Source organism: Cellulophaga sp. RHA_52 (genome assembly GCF_007827205.1).
Classification (GTDB): domain Bacteria; phylum Bacteroidota; class Bacteroidia; order Flavobacteriales; family Flavobacteriaceae; genus Cellulophaga; species Cellulophaga lytica.
In genome coordinates, this window is the sequence record NZ_VIRZ01000001.1 from 2,205,104 (window position 1) to 2,225,998 (window position 20,895).

19 protein-coding genes are annotated in these 20,895 nt (G+C 33.3%); 9 read left to right on the forward strand and 10 right to left on the reverse strand.

Translation table 11 applies throughout. The features are described 5' to 3' along the window. Positions 1–171 precede the first annotated feature (171 nt). The gene (locus JM80_RS09765) at positions 172–5,841 is read left to right on the forward strand and encodes an endonuclease (protein ID WP_144709917.1); all 5,670 of its coding nucleotides are present in this window, start codon (positions 172–174) and stop codon (positions 5,839–5,841) included. A gap of 59 nt (positions 5,842–5,900) precedes the next feature. Here JM80_RS09765 and JM80_RS09770 read toward each other — a convergent pair whose 3' ends face one another. The 4 genes from JM80_RS09770 to JM80_RS09780 form a co-directional block, all read right to left on the reverse strand. Then, complete coding sequence (locus JM80_RS09770) at positions 5,901–6,803, reverse strand: IS3 family transposase (protein ID WP_222428954.1); 903 nt, start codon at positions 6,801–6,803, stop codon at positions 5,901–5,903. Beyond that, on the reverse strand, positions 6,767–7,201 hold the full coding sequence (locus JM80_RS16525; protein ID WP_034647405.1) for a hypothetical protein: 435 nt from the start codon (positions 7,199–7,201) through the stop codon (positions 6,767–6,769). The genes JM80_RS09770 and JM80_RS16525 overlap by 37 nt, the downstream gene beginning before the upstream one ends. A 117-nt stretch (positions 7,202–7,318) precedes the next feature. After that, positions 7,319–8,662, reverse strand: a complete 1,344-nt coding sequence (gene purB, locus JM80_RS09775; protein WP_013619728.1) for an adenylosuccinate lyase — start codon at positions 8,660–8,662, stop codon at positions 7,319–7,321. Positions 8,663–8,782: 120 nt separating this feature from the next. Beyond that, positions 8,783–9,346, reverse strand: coding sequence for an adenylosuccinate lyase (locus tag JM80_RS09780; protein WP_089119038.1), 564 nt, complete (start codon positions 9,344–9,346; stop codon positions 8,783–8,785). A gap of 35 nt (positions 9,347–9,381) precedes the next feature. Between JM80_RS09780 and JM80_RS09785 the strand changes: the two genes are divergently transcribed. Continuing rightward, positions 9,382–9,855 carry a heme-binding domain-containing protein gene (locus JM80_RS09785; RefSeq protein ID WP_013619726.1) on the forward strand — a complete coding sequence of 158 codons (474 nt, stop codon included), beginning with the start codon at positions 9,382–9,384 and terminating at the stop codon, positions 9,853–9,855. On the opposite strand, the gene JM80_RS09790 is transcribed toward JM80_RS09785, so the two are convergent. Beyond that, positions 9,818–10,510, reverse strand: coding sequence for an NAD-dependent deacylase (locus tag JM80_RS09790; protein WP_144709920.1), 693 nt, complete (start codon positions 10,508–10,510; stop codon positions 9,818–9,820). The two genes, JM80_RS09785 and JM80_RS09790, sit on opposite strands and share 38 nt — an antisense overlap. Before the next feature lie 49 nt (positions 10,511–10,559). On the opposite strand from JM80_RS09790, the gene JM80_RS09795 reads away from it, so the two are divergent. Both JM80_RS09795 and JM80_RS09800 read left to right on the forward strand, forming a co-directional pair. Further along, a complete protein-coding gene (locus tag JM80_RS09795) occupies positions 10,560–11,219 on the forward strand; it encodes an RNA methyltransferase (RefSeq protein ID WP_013619724.1) in 660 nt (219 codons plus the stop codon). A 79-nt stretch (positions 11,220–11,298) separates the two neighbouring features. Next, positions 11,299–11,823 (forward strand): SRPBCC family protein, encoded by a 525-nt coding sequence (locus tag JM80_RS09800; protein WP_013619723.1) that lies wholly within the window; start codon positions 11,299–11,301, stop codon positions 11,821–11,823. 2 nt (positions 11,824–11,825) lie between these two features. On the opposite strand, the gene JM80_RS09805 is transcribed toward JM80_RS09800, so the two are convergent. After that, positions 11,826–12,482 carry a hypothetical protein gene (locus tag JM80_RS09805; protein WP_144709922.1) on the reverse strand — a complete coding sequence of 219 codons (657 nt, stop codon included), beginning with the start codon at positions 12,480–12,482 and terminating at the stop codon, positions 11,826–11,828. A 175-nt stretch (positions 12,483–12,657) separates the two neighbouring features. Here JM80_RS09805 and JM80_RS09810 point away from each other — a divergent pair, with 175 nt between their 5' ends. The 3 genes from JM80_RS09810 to JM80_RS09820 all read left to right on the forward strand — a co-directional run bounded on the left by JM80_RS09810 (position 12,658) and on the right by JM80_RS09820 (position 15,944). After that, entirely contained in the window at positions 12,658–13,536 is an 879-nt protein-coding gene (locus JM80_RS09810) for a PPK2 family polyphosphate kinase (protein WP_144709924.1), read from the forward strand. Between the two features lie 3 nt (positions 13,537–13,539). Next, a complete protein-coding gene (locus JM80_RS09815; protein WP_013619720.1) occupies positions 13,540–14,934 on the forward strand; it encodes a M28 family peptidase in 1,395 nt (464 codons plus the stop codon). A 77-nt stretch (positions 14,935–15,011) separates the two neighbouring features. After that, complete coding sequence (locus JM80_RS09820) at positions 15,012–15,944, forward strand: peptidylprolyl isomerase (RefSeq protein ID WP_034644523.1); 933 nt, start codon at positions 15,012–15,014, stop codon at positions 15,942–15,944. Between the two features lie 13 nt (positions 15,945–15,957). Here the strand turns inward: JM80_RS09820 and JM80_RS16440 are convergent, their stop codons facing one another. Next, positions 15,958–16,098, reverse strand: a complete 141-nt coding sequence (locus JM80_RS16440) for a hypothetical protein (RefSeq protein WP_156099824.1) — start codon at positions 16,096–16,098, stop codon at positions 15,958–15,960. Between the two features lie 235 nt (positions 16,099–16,333). Between JM80_RS16440 and JM80_RS09825 the strand changes: the two genes are divergently transcribed. Further along, entirely contained in the window at positions 16,334–16,879 is a 546-nt protein-coding gene (locus JM80_RS09825; protein ID WP_144709926.1) for a YfiT family bacillithiol transferase, read from the forward strand. Between the two features lies 1 nt (position 16,880). On the opposite strand, the gene JM80_RS09830 is transcribed toward JM80_RS09825, so the two are convergent. Then, positions 16,881–17,435 carry a thioredoxin family protein gene (locus JM80_RS09830; RefSeq protein WP_013619717.1) on the reverse strand — a complete coding sequence of 185 codons (555 nt, stop codon included), beginning with the start codon at positions 17,433–17,435 and terminating at the stop codon, positions 16,881–16,883. Positions 17,436–17,505: 70 nt separating this feature from the next. Between JM80_RS09830 and JM80_RS09835 the strand changes: the two genes are divergently transcribed. Further along, positions 17,506–17,844 carry a tRNA-binding protein gene (locus tag JM80_RS09835; protein ID WP_013619716.1) on the forward strand — a complete coding sequence of 113 codons (339 nt, stop codon included), beginning with the start codon at positions 17,506–17,508 and terminating at the stop codon, positions 17,842–17,844. Between the two features lie 61 nt (positions 17,845–17,905). On the opposite strand, the gene JM80_RS09840 is transcribed toward JM80_RS09835, so the two are convergent. After that, positions 17,906–20,422, reverse strand: coding sequence for a M14 family metallopeptidase (locus JM80_RS09840; protein ID WP_144709928.1), 2,517 nt, complete (start codon positions 20,420–20,422; stop codon positions 17,906–17,908). 73 nt (positions 20,423–20,495) lie between these two features. Continuing rightward, positions 20,496–20,870 carry a PUR family DNA/RNA-binding protein gene (locus JM80_RS09845; protein ID WP_013619714.1) on the reverse strand — a complete coding sequence of 125 codons (375 nt, stop codon included), beginning with the start codon at positions 20,868–20,870 and terminating at the stop codon, positions 20,496–20,498. Between the last annotated feature and the right edge of the window lie 25 nt (positions 20,871–20,895).

Consider the following 20,895-nt stretch of genomic DNA (forward strand, 5'->3'; position numbering starts at 1 on the left):
TATATAAAGACCGCTATATGCGGTCTTTTTTTTTGTTCAATTTTAAACAAACAAAAACAGTACATAACGTTATCAACAATTAATAGTAATCGTTAATAATAAGTTAATATTAGACAAGTAATTATAATATCTTTTAAATGTAGTTTTATCGCCAACAAACCTATATAAAAAATGATGAAAAATTACCTTAAAGTATTAATTTCCATAGGAATGCTGCTTTTAACGGCCATAGGCTATTGTCAAGTGCCAGCATACTACAACGGAACAGATGTTACACAAACAGGTGGTAACTTAAAAACCGACTTATCTAACTTGGTTACAACAACACAAACAACTGTACTAAGTTATACACCAGGCGTTTGGGACGCTTTAAAACAAACAGATTTAGATCCGGCAAACTCTAATAATGTATTGTTAATTTATGGTTATAATGATGCAGATGGCAATACAACAACAGACCGTACCAGAAGTAAAAATAACAATGGTGGTGGTGTTGGCGATTGGAACAGAGAACATGTTTTTCCAAAATCATTAGGAAATCCAAACTTAGGAACATCTGGTCCGGGATCAGATGCACACCATTTAAGATCATCAGATGTGCAGTTTAACTCATTACGTAACAATCACCCATTTGGTGATGGTAGTGGTAATGCAGGTTTAATGAGTGGTAATGTTTGGTATCCTGGAGATGAGTGGAAAGGAGATGTAGCCAGAATGATAATGTATATGTACATACGTTATGGTAACCAATGTTTACCTACAGCAGTAGGTACAGGTGCAACTACGTATAGTGCAGATGTTCCAGATATTTTTTTACAATGGAATGCAGAAGATCCTGTGTCTCAAGTAGAAATTAATAGAAATGTATTGTTAGAAGGAATTCAAGGAAATAGAAACCCTTTTATTGACAATCCTGCTTTTGCAACTGCTATTTGGGGAGGACCACAAGCAGAAAACAGATTTAATAATACAAGTTCAGATACAGAAGCTCCAACTGCACCTTTAAATTTAAGTGCAGCAAATACAACAGAAACAGAAACACTTTTAAGTTGGGACGCAGCTACAGATAATGTAGGTGTTACAGCGTACCAAATTTTTAACGGTACTACTTTAGCAGGTGTTGTTAGCGGAACATCATACCTAGTAACAAACTTAACAGCAGAAACTACGTATACTTTTACTATAAAAGCATTAGATGCAGCAGGTAATATGTCTGCAAATAGCAATACAGTAACAATAACAACTTTAGAGGATACCATAGTTACACCACCAGCAGGAGATTATATTATTTCTCAAGGGTATGAGAGTACTGCTACAGATAACTGGAACTATACAGTGTCTCCAAACAATTGTAATGATGGTGGTAGTGATGTTTGGGATGTAGTAACAAGTGTAGGATCTATAAGTACAGCAAATACAGGAACAAATTTCTTTGGAATTAGAGATTTAGAGGGAAATTGTGGTACAGCAGATGGAGGTACATTAACTTTTGACGCTGTAGATATATCTACTTATACAGATGTGAGTTTATCATTTGCAGTAAATGTTGTTGGTTATGATGTTACCAATGGAGATACAATTAGCTATGAGATTTTTCATGATGGTACTTCACAAGGAGTACAAGTTATAACTGTTGGCAGTCCTTACAGCACTGCAGATTGGGAGCAAATTACAACTGCTGTTCCTAACACGGTTTCCTCAGTAAGTTTAAGGTTATTTGTTAAACAAAACGGAGGTAGTGATTACGCTGGTTTTGATGACGTTCGTTTAGAAGGAACTTCTTCTTCTACACCGGTAACTCCATCAATATTAATAAATGAAATTGATGCAGATACACCTGGTACAGATACACAAGAATTTGTAGAATTGTTTGATGGAGGAGCAGGAAATACTCCTTTAGATGGTCTTGTTATGGTGCTTTATAATGGCTCTAACAACCAAAGTTATGCTGCGTATGATTTAGATGGCTATACAACAGATGCAAATGGCTATTTTGTAATTGGTAACGTAGATGTACCAAATGTAAGTTTAGTTATACCAAGTAATGGGTTGCAAAATGGTGCAGATGCTGTTGTTATATACACTGGTGATGCTTCAAATTTTCCAAACGGTTCTAGTGTAACTACAGATAATATAGTTGATGCTGTTGTGTATGATACTAACGATAGTGATGATTTAGAATTATTAGTGTTGTTAAACGCTGGTGAAGCTCAAGTAAATGAAGGCGGAGCAGGAGATAAGGACAATCATTCTTCACAACGTATATTAAACGGAGCAGGAGGCGCACAAAATACATCTACATTTGCACAAGAAACACCAACACCAGGTGCTGCAAACGGAGAGGTTGTAGTTGTGCCACCAACAGAGGCTACAATACTAATTAATGAGTTAGACGCAGATACAGCTGGTACAGACACACAAGAGTTTGTAGAATTGTTTGATGGCGGAGCAGGTAATACTGCTTTAGATGGTAAAGTGTTGGTTTTTTACAACGGTTCTAATAACCAGAGTTATGCGGCTTATGATTTAGACGGATATAGCACAGATGCAAATGGTTATTTTGTAATAGGAAATGCAGATGTACCAAATGTAAATATTATAATACCAAGTAATGGTTTGCAAAACGGAGCAGATGCTGTTGCTTTGTATACAGGTGATGCTGCAGATTTTCCAAATAATTCTGCAATAAGCACAACAAATCTTTTAGATGCTTTAGTGTATGATACTAATGATAGCGATGATGCTGAGTTGTTGGTATTGTTAAATGCAGGAGAAGCACAAATGAACGAAGGTGGAGCAGGAGATAAAGATGCACATTCTTTGCAACGTTATACTAATGGTTCTGGCGCAGCGTTAAGCACTGCTAATTATGTACAGGCTTTGCCAACACCAGGTGCATCTAACACAAATGCTACAGAACCAATTACTTTGGTAATTAATGAAGTAGATGCAGATACAGCAGGTACAGATACGCAAGAATTTGTAGAATTGTTTGATGGCGGTAAAGGTAACACGGCTTTAGATGGTTTTGTTTTAGTACACTATAATGGATCAAATAACCAAAGTTATGCAGCGTATGATTTAGATGGATACACAACCAATGCAGAAGGTTATTTTGTAATGGGTAATGTAGATGTGCCAAATGTAAGCTTAGTAATACCAAGTAATGGTTTGCAAAACGGAGCAGATGCAGTGGCTTTGTACACTGGTAATGCATCAGATTTTCAAAATGTAGCTGTAACAACTAATGGTTTAATTGATGCTTTGGTGTATGACACTAATGATAGTGATGCTACAGAATTATTAGCTCTTTTAAATGTAGGAGAGGCACAAATTAACGAAGATGAATTAGGTAATAAAGACGGACATTCATCACAACGATTTCCAAACGGACAAGGAGGAGTAAGAAATACAGCAACGTATACACAAGCTATTCCTTCTCCAGGAACAGAAAACGGAGCTGTTATACCACCGCCAGCAACTATTAGTATTGCAGAGGCAAGAAATGTAGCAGACGGAGAAGTGGTTACTGTAACAGGAGTGTTAACCGTTGCAGATGCTTTTGCTGGTTCTGCTTACATACAAGATGCTACAGGAGCAATTGCTATTTTTGATGAGTTGGTACACGGAGAAGGTGTTTTTATGGTAGGTGATTCTATTACTGTAACAGGTACAAGATCTGCTTTTAATGATCAATTACAAATAGCAACGGTTACCAATGTAGAAAACAATGGTGCACCAACAAACGCAATTACACCAGTAACAGTTACTTTAAGTGAGTTGGTAAATCATCCGGCAGAATTGGTACGTATTATTAATCCTGCTTTTCCTAAACCAGGAGATATATTGTTCGGAAATTCTAACTACACTATTATAGATGCGTCTGGTAATGGATCACTTCGTATAGATAATGATGTAGAAGCAATAGTTGGTTTAGGTCAGCCTAATACTTGTACAGAAATTACAGGTGTAGTTGGTCGTTTTTATGAAACATACCAATTGTTACCAAGGTCTTCAGAAGATATGCCTTGCGCAGGGGAGTATGTGCCACCAACAATTCCAGTAGAAATAGGAAAAGACAAAACGTTAGATGTTGTTGCTTGGAATATAGAGTGGTTTGGAGATGAAGCAAACTCGCCAGCAGCTGGTAGCCCAATGTCTGATGCTATACAAAAAGATAGTACAAAAGCTATAATTACAAAGTTAGATGCAGATATTTATGCTGTAGAAGAAATTGCAGATGAGACTTTATTTGCTCAAATGGTTAGTGAACTTCCTGGGTATGATTATGTACTTTCACCAGCGGTATCTTACCCTAATGACCCTGGAGTTAGTCAAAAACTAGGATTTATATACAATACAGCAACTGTAAATGTGGTAAATACTAAGGTGTTGTTGCAAACAATTCACCCAATGTATAACGGAGGAGACGACTCTGCCTTGGTTAATTATCCAAGTGCAACAGATCGTTTTTATGCAAGTGGACGTTTACCATTTTTAATGACAGCAGACGTAACTATTAATGGTACAACAGAACAAATAAATGTTGTTGCCTTGCACGCAAGAGCAAATAGTGGTACAGATGCACAAGGCAGGTATGATATGCGTAAGTATGATGTTGAGGTATTAAAAGATACTTTAGATGTGCAATACGCAGACAAAAAACTTATTTTGTTGGGTGATTATAATGATGATGTAGATACAACAGTTGCAGATATTACAACGACTACAACGTCTAGTTTTAATGCTTATGCTACAGATGAGGTTAACTATAACATAGTTTCAAAAACATTAAGTGACCAAGATTTTAGATCGTATGTTTTTAGAGAAAATATGATAGACCATATTACAATAACAAACGAGTTAAATGACAACTATATAGCAGAATCTGCTCGTGTACATTATGAGTTTTATGATAGTGACTATCCAAACACAGTATCAGACCACTTTCCGGTATCTGCACGTTTTCAGTTAAAAGGTTTAGAGTTGGTAAATATATCTACAACAGATGTTACTTGTAGTACGGCTACAGATGGTACAGCTACAGTAGTTGTAGAAGGTGGCGCAAAACCATATGCTTATGAGTGGAGTAATGGCGATACTACAGAAACTGCTACAAGCTTAGAAGCTGGTACACATAGCGTAATTGTTACAGATGCTTTAGGCAATGAGGTTACGGAAGAATTTATAATAACAGCTCCAGAGGCAATAAACATTTCTGTTTCTGATAACACTAAGGTTTACTTAGGCTATGACTCTTGTACAACTTTAAGTGTAACTAGAGTAGAAGGTGGTGTTGCTCCTTATAGTTATGAGTGGAGTAATGGTGAAACTACACAAGACATTAAAGCGTGTCCAGAGGCTACAACAACATATACCGTTACTGTAACAGATGCTAATGGTTGTTTTACAACAGCAAACGTTACTGTAGATGTAGAAGATGTTAGGTGTGGTAACGCGTACAGACCAGGAGTTGAGGTTTGTTACAAAGGAAAATCGTATTGTATGTCTAAATGGGCAGCAGCAGTTTTTATAAAGTATTACGGTGCAACATTAGGTGCTTGTGATGCACAAGATCAGGTGTCTATTACAAATTTAAGACTGTATCCAAATCCGTTTAGAAATTATTTAAATATTCAATTAAATAGTAATTTAGATACAAATGCAGATTTTGTTATCTATAATTTTTATGGAAGAAAAGTATTTAGTTCAAAAGAGCAGTTAACAGCTGGTAAGTCTAACTTAACGTATAACTTAAGTTATTTAAGACGCGGAAAATACTTTTTAAAAGTAAGAGTAAATGGTGTAACGCAAAAAGCAAGACTGCTTATTAAGCGTTAAGCTAATAATTGACTAGTCCTAAATAATCGATACAGATTATTAAAGATTAAATTTATTATTTAAATCTCATTGAAACTAGTTTCAATGAGATTTTTTGATTTGTATTGTTTCATTATGATTTTGTTTTGCTGATGCATAAGCTCTGGTGTTAACATGTGGTTTGATAAATGTGGCCTTAAGTTGTTGTAAATGCAAATAGCTTGTTCTACCAATTTTCTCTTCATAGGTAACGACTGTAAATGTTTTGCAACGTTGAACTCTTGTTTGAGTATACCATTGATCCTTTCTGCAATTGCATTTTCATAAGGGTCGTATTTTTCGGTCATACTGGATTTAATTGCGTTTTGCGACAATAGGTTCTGATATTCATTAGAACAATATTGCAACCCTCTATCAGAGTGGTGAATAAGTGGTTCATCTTTATACATCCTATTGTTCAAAGCCATCTCCAAAGCTTTTATGGTTCCATCAACTGCCAGACTTTCCGATACATTATATCCTATTATTTTTTTAGAATAAGCATCTGTTATTAATGCTAGATAAGATGGGTTGTTTCTAGAACCTAAATAGGTTATATCGCTAACCCATACTTGTTCTGGTCGATTAATTTCAACATTGCAAACAATATTCTTATGCTTTCTAAATCGATGGTGAGAATCTGTAGTTATCTGATATGATCTTTTAGGTTTTATAAGCATATGATTTGCTTTGAGTATTCTAAAGAGTTTATCTCTGCCAACATTTAAAACAATGAGTTTGTCTTTCAATATATAATACAATTTTCTAGTACCTATTTTAGGCATAATACTACGAATACTGCGCACTAAAGCAATCACTTGTTTTACTATATGCTGATTTTTAGTCCTAGATTTTACAGCTCTATAATATACCTGTCTATTTAGCCTGAGTAAGTTACAGGTGGAAACTATTGTTTCTTTTTGTTCTTCTTTGAAGCGTTCAATAACTCGGGCGTGTAATTTTTTCTGATAGCAATATCATATTCTTTTTCCGCCATATCTACTAACATATCAAAAATGATTACCTTTTTATCAGCTCTTTCAGCTAAGTGCTCGGCACGAGCCTTTTGCTTTTCCAAAAGTTTAACTTTAGCCTCTAACTCAACGATTCTTTGTTCTGGTGTTTTTGCCACGTTTACTACGGATAGGTTTTCCCAATCAAAGGTACCATATTTTCGTAACCAAGATGTGATTGTCGATCTTGCTTGTATGCCATATTTAAGGTGAGCCGAAAGTCTATCCAGCTTACCAGATTCAATTTCCTCTACTACTTGAAGTTTAAAAGAAAGCGAGTAGTCTTTTTGGGTTCTTTTTGTATAACCCGTCTTTACTGATGTATTCATTACACTAAGTTTTAGTGTATCGCTATGTTAGGACGGGACAAATAAAACAAATAAAAAACCCATCAATTTAATTATTGATGGGTTTTTGTTTTTTACAAGCTATAAAATAAACAGTTACTAAATACCAGTATAGTTACTTGGTGTAATAGCTTTTAGTTCCGTTTTAATAGCATCAGATACTTCTAAAGTATCAATAAAATTAGCTATAGATTTCTGATTAATTTTTTCGTTTGTTCTAGTTAAACCTTTTAATGCTTCATAAGGGTTAGGGTAAGCCTCACGACGTAAAATAGTTTGTATTGCCTCTGCAACAACAGCCCAGTTATTTTCTAAATCTTGTTCAAACTTTTCCTTATTAAGTAATAGTTTGTTTAATCCTTTTAATGTAGAGCTAAAAGCAATAATAGTATGTGCAAAAGGTACACCAGCGTTTCTAAGTACTGTACTATCTGTTAAATCTCTCTGTAACCTAGAAATAGGTAATTTAGCAGATAAGTGCTCAAAAATAGCGTTAGCAATACCTAAGTTACCTTCAGAGTTTTCAAAATCTATAGGGTTAACTTTATGTGGCATAGCAGAAGAGCCAACTTCGCCAGCTTTAATTTTTTGTTTAAAGTAATCCATAGACACGTATGTCCAAAAATCCCTATCTAAATCTATAATAATAGTATTTATGCGCTTAAGCGTATCAAACAAAGCAGCCATATGGTCATAATGCTCAATTTGCGTAGTAGGGAAAGAGTGCTGTAAGTCTAACTTTTCTTGAACAAATTTTTGTCCAAATGATTTCCAATCAATGTTAGGGTAAGCAACTTTATGCGCATTAAAATTCCCAGTTGCACCACCAAATTTAGCGGCACTTGGTATATCATTTAATAAATTAAATTGTTCTTTTAAACGAACCACAAAAACATCTATTTCTTTACCTAAACGTGTAGGAGAAGCTGGTTGTCCGTGAGTTCTGGCAAGCATAGATACTTCTGCCCACTCTTTAACCAATTCTTCTAACTTTTCAACAACATCAAAATACATAGGAACGTAAACCTCGTTCATAGCTTCTTTAATAGAAAGCGGTATAGCAGTGTTGTTAATGTCTTGTGATGTTAAACCAAAGTGTATAAATTCTTTATAGTCTTGCAAACCTAATTTGTCAAACTCCTTTTTAATAAAATACTCAACAGCTTTTACATCGTGGTTTGTAACTTTTTCTATTTCTTTAATTGCTTGCGCATCTTCAGTAGTAAAGTTTTGGTAAATAGCACGTAAGTTTTCAAACAATGCAGTATCAAAATCTTTTAATTGCGGTAACGGAATTTCGCATAATGCAATAAAGTATTCAATTTCAACTCTAACTCTGTATTTTATCAAAGCTTCTTCAGAAAAAAAAGAACCTAGAGCATCTACTTTGTTTCTGTATCTACCATCTATAGGAGAAATGGCATTTAATTGGTTTAAAGACATCTGTTTTTGTGTTGATTTTTAAAAGCTGCAAAGGTAGTTAAAAGTATGTTTATATGCCTATTAGTTAGCTTGTTTTATGTGCTGTTTTTTAAGAAATAGAATTAATAAAAAGTTAAATTTTTATGCAATTTTATCTAATGTTAATCTAGCTCTTGCCTTATATGCAGCAGTGCCGTAAGGGTAATTTTTTTCTAATATGCTACTTAGCTCTGGATGTATCCAAGCATACTTTTTGCCTAATGCATAGAGACTTGTCATAGAATACGCCTGTGTAGCTACTTTATGGTTGCCAATAAGCCAATCAAAACAAACGGTAGTAATTAGCTCTAAATGTTTTTCTTTTAAGTTTTTCTGAACTTGGTTTTCTTGTTTAGAGAAATATTGAAGCATTAAAATTTCGCAAATTTTAGCACAAGGTCTAATGCTAGACTCTATGGTTAACAACTTTAGTCCGTTTAAAAATTTATCAATTACAGGAAAAATAATACTATTATTTTCTTTAAAAGCAAACTCTAATACCCAAGCTGCTTTACAAGAGATAGGGTCATTTACAGTAAGTACAATGTCTAGTAAGTTAGGAACTAAACCTTGTTCTTGTAAAATAACATTAGCTATTTGTTGTCTTTTTTCTCTAGAGTGGTTAACGCTACTTTGTAGCCACAAATGTAATTCTGTTTTTGTCACAAAAAGTTGTATTTTGCTTATACTAAATTGTAAAGATGAAAATACTAAAAAAAATACTACTAGCTTTATTAATTATTTTAATAGCAATGCAATTTTACAGGCCAGAAAAAAATAACGCAGAAACCGATTTAAAAACTGCCTTTTTAACAGAAACAAATCCTTCTAAGGAAGTTAAAAAAATATTAGAAACTAGCTGTTATGATTGTCATAGTAACACAACTGCGTATCCTTGGTATAACAATATAGCACCGGTATCATACTGGTTGGCAGACCACGTTAAAGATGGTAAAAAACATTTAAATTTTTCTGAATGGGAAAATTATTCAGTTAAGAAAAAAGATCATAAGCTTGATGAGGTAATGGAAACCGTAGAAAGTGGAGAAATGCCATTAAAGGAATATACGTGGACCCACAAAACGGCAAATTTAAGCAGTACACAAAAGGAAGCGCTAATAGAATGGGTAAAAAATACTAGAGCATTGTATCAATTAAATCTTTTACAAGAGTAGGCAAACCATTAACGGCAGTTTTATTTATAATTGTAAGGTTATTAAAATCACTTTGCTTAATACTAGGGTTAGGATCTATAAAGTAAATAGGAGTGCCATTAGTAACATAATGTACCAAACTAGCAGCTGGGTATACTTGCATAGAGGTGCCAATAATTATTAAAACATCTGCTGTTTCAGTTATTTTTGCAGCTTTTTTTAATAAAGGTACTTCTTCACCAAACCAAACAATATGCGGTCTTAGTTGGTTTTTACTTTTAGATAAATCTCCTAAGTTTAAGTCTTTTGTCCATTCTAATACCTCGGTTTCATTTTGGGTACAACGTGCTTTTAAAAGTTCACCGTGTAAATGAACCACATTTTTGTTTCCTGCGCGCTCGTGTAAATCATCTACATTTTGGGTAATTACAGTTACATTAAAGTGTTCTTGTAATTTTGTAATAGCTAAATGTGCTTTATTAGGTTTTACAGTTAATAATTGCTTTCTTCTTTGGTTGTAAAAATCAAATACAAGCTCTGGGTCTGCAGCAAAACCTTGCGGAGAAGCTACTTGCATAACATCATGACCTTCCCATAAGCCATCTGCGTCTCTAAATGTTTTTATGCCGCTTTCTGCACTAATTCCGGCTCCAGTAAGGAGAACAATATTTTTCATTCGCACTAGTTTTTTATAAAATTAAACTTTTCTTTTTATATTGGTCTTTATGACAGACACTAAACTATTAACTTATTTAGAAAACATAATAAGTGAAGAACGTAAAACGCGTTTTTTAGATATTTTAAAAGACAGAACTAATTATATTACCGTTGCTATAGAAGATGTTTTTCAAATGCATAATACTAGTGCAGTTATTAGAAGCTGTGATGCTTTTGGTGTACAAACTGCTCATTTAATAGAAAGTAAATACAGTGAGCCTTTAGATAAAAATATAGCAATGGGAGCCCAACAATGGGTAACTACGCCAAGGTATAATACAACAACAGAGTGTATAGATACGCTGCGTAAAGATGGTTATAAAATTATAGCAACATCTCCGCATACAGATTCTTATTTACTAGATGATTTTAAGATAGATGATAAAATAGCGTTGTTTTTTGGTACAGAAAAAAGCGGTTTAAGTCAAGAAGTACTAGACAAAGCAGATGGTTATGTAAAAATACCAATGGTTGGTTTTAGCGAGAGTTTAAACATATCTGTTTCTGCAGCAATATTATTACAACACTTAACCACAGAATTAAAAAAAACAACTAAAAATTGGCAACTTACAGCCGAGGAAATATTAGCTATTAGACTAGATTGGACTAAAAAATCTATAAAAAGTATAGATGATATTTTAGAGCGTTATTATAAGGAAAACACATAGCTATAACAGAAGTATTACTTACATAAAGTTTTATTATTTTTTTGTAAATTTAAGAACCAACCAAACCTCAAAAAAAATGATGATAGCTGTTTATATACTAGCAAGCTTAGTAGTACTTGTTGTAATTTTAGCTGTAGTAGCTCCCAAGAGTTTTAATGTGTATAGGTCTATAGATATCACCAAATCTAAAGACGAAGTTTTTAACTATGTTTTGCTTGTTAAAAATCAAGAAATTTGGTCTCCTTGGGCTAAAAAAGATCCTAATATGGCTCGTAAATATACCGGTACAGACGGTACAGTAGGCTTTACTAGCTATTGGAACGGAAATAAAGAAGTAGGTGAAGGCGAGCAAGAAATTACCAATATCATTAACGGAGAACGTATAGATGGTGAGTTAAGGTTTTTTAAACCTTTTAAATCCACATCAGACTGTTACTTTAAATTTTATGACTTAGAAAATAACACTACAAGAGTAACTTGGGGTTTTTCTGGTAAAAACACATTTCCTATGAGTATTATGATGCTTTTTATGAATATGGATAAAGCTGTTGGCAAAGATTTTGAAGAAGGTTTGCTGGCATTAAAATTAGCATTAGAAAACTAAAGTTATTTTGCTTTAGCACAATCTTCAAGCTTCTTCATAGTCTTTTTTGCAATTTCTATACTTCGTAAATGATAGTATTTTTTAGCTTCAGTTAATGACTCATCCATTAGTTTAAGTTCATTTTTTTCGTAAATAGCCAAAGCAGTAGCATAAGCTTCTTTGCAGTTGTCTTTTTCTACTGTCATTGCTAACATAGACTTTTCTAAAGGTATCAGAATACTATCCACAGTAGCATATACTTTTGCGTTTTCTGCACTAATTTTTTTATCAGTATTGCTAGTTGTTTTTTTACTGTAGGTAGCAATTTTATCTATACCAGAACTAATACTTTTTCTAGCATCTTCTAACATTAACTTAGCTGTAGATAAAGATGTACTGTGTGTAATATCTTTAAGTAAGTTTAGGCCTTCTGTAATTTCTTTATTAGCAGTAGAACAACCACAATCTTTTAATTGCTTATCTAATTTTTGTACTATTTTAATAGCCTTGTATGTATGAAATTTAACTGTGTTTATATCCTGAGATTTCTCAGCATTTTTAGTCTGTTTTAAAGCAAATTCTAAGTTAGAGTTTACCAAATCGCACGCGGTATTGGTAACAAAAGAAAACAACATTAAAGCTGCTAATAGTAGGGATGTATTTTTAAGTTTTTGTATCATTTTTAAGGTTTTGGGGCACCCTTAAGTACAGATTCTGTTGCAATATAGTTAGTAATCTTATCATAACCTTTTATTATCGTTAAAGCGGCAAAAAATCCTATTGATGTGCTATAAAACAAGGAAACATCAATAAAATATAGTATATTCAAGCTCTTAAAAAATAAAATAGAATAAAGTGCGTAACGTAGATATAAAAAAATATAAGGTTTTAGAAAATGTACAATTGTCTAGCAAACCAACATTAGAAACTTTTAATCAATCTGATAAGAAATTAAAAAAGGAATTAGAAAAAATTAGAGAGGAATTAGGTGATTTTCAAGACACGTTATATGCTCACGGAAAATATAGTGTTTTAATCTGCTTACAAGGTATGGACACTGCTGGGAAAGACAGTCTAATTCGAGAGATTTTTAAAGATTTTAATGCTCGTGGTGTTGTGGTGCACAGTTTTAAAGTACCAACAGAATTAGAGCGTAAGCATGATTATTTATGGAGGCACTATATAGCATTACCAGCAAAAGGAAAATTTGGAGTGTTTAATAGAACACATTATGAAAATGTTTTGGTAACACGTGTTCACCCAGAATATATAATGGGAGAACATATACCGGGTATACACAGTGTAGATGATATAGATGATGCTTTTTGGGCAAAAAGGTATGAACAGATTAATAATTTTGAAAAGCATATAGCAGAAAATGGGACTTTAATTTATAAGTTTTATTTACACTTATCTAAAGAAGAACAACGCCAAAGGTTATTACGTAGATTAGATTTAAAAGAGAAAAACTGGAAATTTTCTCCGGGAGACTTAAAAGAACGTAAACTTTGGGATACTTACCAAGAGTGTTATGAAGATGCTATTAATAAAACGTCTAAAAAGCACGCTCCTTGGTATGTGGTACCTGCAGACAATAAAAAGGGAGCCAGAGTAATTGTAGCATCAATTTTATTGCAAGAATTAAAAAAGTATAAAGACATAAAAGAGCCAGAGTTAGATGATGAAATTAAGGCAAACTTAAAAATGTATAAAACCCAATTAGAATCAGAATAAAAGATGAAAAAAATAACTGTAATATTCCTATTAGTTTGCACAACTATTTTTGCGCAAACAGCTGATGAAAAACAACTAAGATCAATTTATGACGCTGCATTAACAGATGGTATGGCCTACAATTGGTTAGACCATTTATCCAATCAAATTGGTGGGCGTTTATCTGGCTCTGTAGAGGCACAACAAGCTGTAGATTATACCAAAAAAGAATTAGAAAAGTTAGGAGTAGATCGTGTGTATTTACAACCAGTAATGGTGCCAAGATGGGTGCGTGGTTTACCAGAGTATGCAAACATTTTATCTGAAGACGGAACCACTACAAGTGTGCCTATTTGTGCATTAGGAGGCTCTGTTGCAACTTCTGCCTTAGGGTTAAAAGCTAATGTAATAGAAGTAAAGAGTATTAAGGAGTTAGAAGAGTTAGGTAAAGAAAAAATTGAAGGTAAAATTGTATTTTTTAACAGACCAATGAACCCTAAAGACATTGTAACTTTTACTGCTTATGGTGGGTGTGTAGATCAGCGTTACTCAGGGGCTGCAGAGGCTGGTAAGTTTGGTGCAGTAGGTGTAATTGTTAGGTCTGTTAATTTACGTTTAGATGATTATCCGCACACAGGCTCTATGAGTTATGGAGATACTCCTGTAAAAAACAGAATTCCTGCTGCGGCAATTAGTACAAATGGAGCAGAGTTATTAGCTACAGCTTTAAAGTTAAACCCAAACACAAAATTCTTTTTTAAGCAAAATTGCAAACAGTATGATGATGTACAGTCATACAACGTTATTGCAGAGATAAAAGGAAGTACTTACCCAAATGAGATTATAGTAGTAGGTGGCCATCTAGATTCTTGGGATTTAGGAGACGGGTCTCATGATGATGGAGCAGGTGTAGTACAAAGTATGGATGTATTACGTTTAATTAAAGCATCTGGTTACAAGCCTAAAAGAACTATAAGAGCTGTGCTTTTTATGAATGAAGAAAACGGTTTAAGAGGAGGTAATAAATATGCACAGGTGGCTAAAAGTAAAAATGAAAATCACATTTTTGCTTTAGAGAGTGATGCCGGAGGTTTTTCTCCTAGAGGTTTTTCTTTTGATTGCTCTACAGAAAATTTTGAACAAGTAGAAAGCTGGAGAAATTTATTTAAACCATATTTAATTCATTTGTTTGAAAAAGGTGGTAGTGGAGCAGATGTTGGTCCATTAAAAAAAGATAATATAGTTTTGGCAGGTTTAAGACCAGATTCTCAACGTTATTTTGATCACCATCATGCTGCCAATGATACTTTTGAACATGTAAATAAAAGAGAGTTAGAATTAGGGGCAGCTACAATGACAAGTTTGGTGTATTTGTTTGATAAATACGGTATTGTAACCTCAAAAAAGATAAAAGGATAATAACAAATTCTTAAACGCATTGGGTTTTGTGAACAAAAAACAATGACTATCTTTGCGGCTCATAAAAAATAAGCGATATGCAAGACGGAATTTACGCAAAATTCAATACTACTAAAGGAGAGATTTTAGTAAAATTAACGCACGATAAAACACCAGGTACAGTTGGTAACTTTGTTGCCTTAGCAGAAGGTAATTTAGAGAACTCTGTAAAACCACAAGGAACACCATATTATAACGGATTAAAATTTCATAGAGTTATTCCAGATTTTATGATTCAGGGTGGATGTCCTTTAGGAACTGGTACAGGTGATGCTGGTTATAAGTTTGATGATGAATTTCATCCAGAGTTAACACATTCTGGCCCTGGAGTTTTATCTATGGCAAACGCTGGTCCTGGTACAAACGGTAGCCAGTTTTTTATAACACACATTGCTACACCTTGGTTAGACAATAAGCACACGGTATTTGGACACGTAGAGAGTGGACAAGATGTTGTTGATGCTGTAGCACAAGGAGATACTATTGAGACTTTAGAAATTGTAAGAGTTGGTGAAGAAGCAGAAAAGTGGAATGCTGTTGAAGCTTTTAGAACTTTTGAAGGATCTAGAGAAAAAAGATTAGCAGAAGAAAAAGCAAAGGCAGAAGCACAAATGGAAAAATTAGCCGCTGGTTTTGATGCAACTGAGTCTGGTTTACGTTACAAAATTATTCAAAAAGGTAATGGAGCTAAAGCAGAAAGTGGTAAAACTGTTTCTGTACACTATGAAGGATCTTTAGTTAGCGGTCAGGTTTTTGATTCGTCATACAAAAGAAACCAACCAATAGATTTTCAATTAGGAGTAGGACAAGTAATTCCTGGTTGGGATGAAGGTATTGCATTATTACAAGTAGGAGACAAGGCTCGTTTTGTAATTCCTTCTAACTTAGCATACGGTAGTGCAGGTGCAGGTGGTGTTATACCACCAAATGCAACACTAATTTTTGATGTAGAATTAATGGATGTAAAATAGTTTGTAAAAACTACTAAGCATAATTTTTTTTAAGACCTCTCTTTTCTAAAGAGAGGTTTTTTCGTTTAGAGAAAAAACTACCATTTACACTTACAGTAAGTAAAATAATATTTACAGCAATTAGTACAGACAAAATAAGAAAAAAAGTAATCATATTTATATAGGTTAAATGTGTTTAAATTAAGGTTCTACTTACATAACAATTATGTTAACAAAAACCCTACCAACTTTTTTCATATAACTATGGGGGCACTAAATTATATGCGCTTTTACCTACTAGACTCTTATTTGTTAAAAGGGTTGCGTTAAAAGTTAATTAAATTATAAATTTTATGTACTTTAGTGCTTAACTGTAAGTAAATTAGATATTTAAAATAGCATTTGTTGGTATGAAAAGTAGTACGTTAAAATCATTGCAATATCCTATAGGTGATTTTATTTGTCCAGAAGAAATAACTAAAGAACAAATTAAAAAGTGGATTAAAACGTTGGAGTCTTTTCCTGTAAAACTCACTAACATTGTTTTAAATTTAAATAATGAGCAGCTAAATACACCTTATAGACCAAATGGGTGGACTGTAATACAATTGGTGCATCATATAGCAGATAGTCATCATAATAGTTATACTCGTTTTAAATGGGCGCTTACAGAAGAAGCTCCTATAATAAAAGCTTATGAAGAAAAAGATTGGGCCAATTTGGTAGATGCCTCTACATCACCAGTTATATTATCTTTAAATTACATAACTGCGTTACACACAAAATTGGTTTATTTACTAAAGGGATTAACAGATGAACAGTTAAACAGGTATTTTATTCACCCCTCAGGGGAAACCAAAGTTACAGTAGCAGAAAATATAGGTAGTTATGCATGGCATAGCAATCACCATTATGCACACATAAAAAACTTATGTGAAAGAGAAGGTTGGCTTTAAATTACTTCCATTTAATATTACAACCTATGCTTGGTTTTTGCTCAGGATTCACAATTTTACCTTGTTCTAAAGCATCTAATGCACTTTTTAAGTCTTTTCCGGTCACAGGTATGCCATTTCCTGGTCTAGAGTCATCTAGTTGTCCACGATAAACAAGTTTTAAATCAGAATCAAAAACATAAAAATCTGGTGTGCAAGCAGCATCATATGCTTTTGCAATATCTTGCTTTTCATCATACAAATAAGGAAAGCTATAGTTGTTTTCTTTTGCAAATTTAGTCATTAACTCTGGTGCATCTTGTGGGTAGTTAATAACATCATTACTAGAAATAGCAATAAATGAAAACCCTTTATTTTTGTAAAAATCTGCAATTTTTACAAGCTCTGGATTTACGTGAATTACAAAAGGACAATGGTTACAAATAAATGCTATTATTGTGCCCTTATCACCTTTGTGGTTTTCTAAACTTACCATAGTGTTTGTAGTAGTATCTAAAAGGGTAAAAGAAGGAGCAACGGTTCCTAAGGGTAACATATTACTTGGTGTACGTGCCATTATTTTGTTATTTAAATTTAGTTGTAAAATTAACTATATCTTTGAGAGTGTAAAGGTAAAAATAATAGATATGAAACAGCAAATTACGTGGTCAGATTTTTCTAAGGTAGATATGCGTGTTGGCACTATTGTAGCGGTTAATGATTTTCCGGAGGCACGTAACCCTGCATACCAATTAAAAATAAATTTTGGTGAAGAAATAGGAATTTTAAAAACGTCTGCTCAAATAACAAAGCGTTACACAAAAGAACAATTGTTAGAAAGGCAAATTGTTGCAGTGGTAAATTTTCCTAAAAAGCAAATTGCTAATTTTATGAGTGAGTGTTTAGTTATGGGGGCAGTAGAAGATAAAGATGTTATTTTATTAAGTCCGGAAGCTAAAGTGCCAAATGGATTAAAAATAGGCTAGTAAAAAACAATAAAACCTGAGTTTAAAAACTCAGGTTTTAAATATTTACTTTTTGTTTTAATTACATTATTTTACCAAAGTAAATGGCATTCATAAGTAATTTGTTTGTGCCAAACCAAAATGCTCTAAAATTGGTATTGTCTGTAAATAAAATAACTTGCCCTTTGCCATAACCTTGAGTTTTAAATGGTACACTGTTTTTTAATACAGCTAAATTCTCTTCAGAAATATAACCACTTAACAATGGGTTACTAGTATATTGTATTGGGTTGTTGTAGCTGTTTTTGTCTGGCGTTATATATATATTGGTATTTCTAAATAATGGTAATTTATCATTTTTATACCCATAATTAATAGGATGAGAACGATCTAATTTGGCTTCAAAAATAGCACCACCAGTAACTTGTGCACCTCTAAAATCTCTATGTTTATCAAAAGGAATATTTTTGGCAACAATTGCAGAGTCTTTTTTAAAGTTAATTTTCATAATTTCATTAGAGTTTAGCCAGTAAGCAGCATTTCTGTATGCAATTAAAGTACCGCCAGCTTTAACCCAATCTTTAATTTTTGCAACAGAGTTTTTATCTAAAGCATTACCGTAAATACTAGGAACAATTAGTGCTGTATACCTGCTTAAATCAACTCTAGAAAAGTAGTCTGTGTCTAACTTAGTAATTTTCATATTGTAGCGCTGATCAAATAAATGCCAAATTTCACCAGCATCTGCATAGGTTACTCCATTACCTACTAGCAAGCCTACTTGTTGTTTTTTAATAGGATCAAATTCATTACTACCTAAATCTATACCTTTGGTTAAACCAGTACCCACAGCAGTTACTTTTAAATTGTTTTCTTCTGCTATTTGAAGCATAAACTGTTGTAATTCTGCTTTGTTAAGACGTTGATTTTGTACCGGAACCATAATAGTTCCATAATCATAACTTTTACCCTCTACCGTAAAAGGCTCTTTACCAACTTTAGCTCTAAGTCCAGCTTCTAAAATAGTATTTAGTGCTCTGGGGCTATAGTACTCATTCCACTCAAATAAATAAGCATAATTACTGCTGCCAGTTAGGCTACCCGTTAAGGGTTTAAGTACTTTAACTTCTTCACCCAAATTACTTAGACTAGTAGTTTCTGTGTAATCTAAATTAAATGCTAAAGGAAATGTCCAAGCAGAAATATCATAAAATAAGCTATCTGTAAAGGTTGTTCTTTTCTCGAACATAGCATTTATAAGTTGATAGTTTTTCTGATTCATAGGAACAACATAACTAGCTCCTTTTTTATATTTCTTACCATTTAAACTTACATCGTTTTTAAGTTGGTTAAATTTTATTTTATGTCTACTTAAAATTTCTGCTAAGTGCCAAGTTTTAGAGGCATCTTTACTATCGCCAAAAATTATAGCCTTTGTTTTACTTTTAGCAGCGTTAGATTTTGCATTTTTATAAAACTGCTGTTGGTAGTTTAAAATTTTAGAGCGCATATTGTAAGCAGCTTCTATAGTAGATAATGCTGCCGTAAACTGGTTTCTTATAGTAAAAGGGAAGGTAAGTATACCATTTTCACTTTCTTGAACGTGACCACGAGAGCTACCTTGCTCAAATAAAATACCAATACTACCATTAACATCTGGGAAAGTAGAACCTTTACCATAGTAGTAATCATCATAATTTTCTTCAGAATAATATAAAGATCCTATCTTGTCAAAAGCTTTAGCATGATATGTGCCAATTTCTGCTGTTAACTCTTGGTTTATACTAGGGGTTAAAGGGTGTACTCTTGTAGGTTCTCCAGGTTGAAAAAAGAATGTAGAGTTTGTACCCATTTCATGGTGGTCTGTTAAAATATTAGGCAACCATTTATGAAACGTATTAATTCTTGCTTTGCTTTCTGGTAGCTGCACAGGTAACCAATCACGGTTCATATCAAACCAATAATGATTTGTACGTCCGTTAGGCCAAGTTTCATGGTATTCTCTATCATTACCATCTGGGTTTAAATTTTTACTTTTATTGCTGTTTGCCCAATGTGCAAAGCGTTGTATACCATCTGGATTAAAAGCAGGGTCCATTAGTATAACCATATTGTTTAACATCTTTTCTATTTCTGCTCCTTGTGCAGCAGCTAAATAATAGGCGTAAGCTAAGCCTGCATTTGCACCACTAGGCTCATTACCGTGAATAGAAAAACCTTGGTAAACTACTATGGGCTGGTTACTAGTGTCTACATTAGTACTTGTGTTTGCAATATGCGTTTGTCTAATACTTTCTATATTAGTCTGATTTTTAGCAGAAGTAATAGTAAGTAATAATATTGGTCTGCCCTCATAAGTTTCTCCTCTGTTTTCTATAGAAATACGGTCACTAGCTTTGGCTAGTGCTTTCATATAAAATTGTAATTTATCATGAGATACGTGCCACTCACCAACTTCATGGCCTATAACATCTATAGGCTTAGGAATATTTGGGTTATAGGTTACATTTTGTGGTAAATAATAATTTAAATCTAGTTTTTCTTGTGCTTGTATAAATTGAAGCATTAGAAAAGCTAGTAAAAAAAATCTTTTTTTCATAGGTAAGTTAGTTTTTGAAAATAAAAAAAGCGACTCTTTTTAGAGTCGCTTAAAGATACATTTTTTTTATAATTTAAATGTCGTCAAAGCTTACGTTAGTAAAGCTATTTGTAGTTGCAGTTTCTTGTACTGCATTGGTGCGTTCTTCTTTTTTAAAGTCTTTTTGGTGCCTGTCAGAAATTACTTCTTCACCTTTTTCTTTAATAATGTAGTCCATCATTTCGTTTAAAATCTCTTTAAAAGGAGTAAAATCTTCTTTATATAAATAGATTTTATGCTTTTTGTAATGGAAAGATCCATCATCATGTGTAAATTTTTTACTCTCAGTAACTGTTAAATAATAGTCTCCTGCCTTAGTGCTTCTCACATCAAAAAAATAAGTCCGTCTACCGGCTCTTAATACTTTTGAATAAATCTCTTCCTGATCCATTAATTCTTTTTCACTCATTGTTATAGTTATCTCGTTAGTGTAA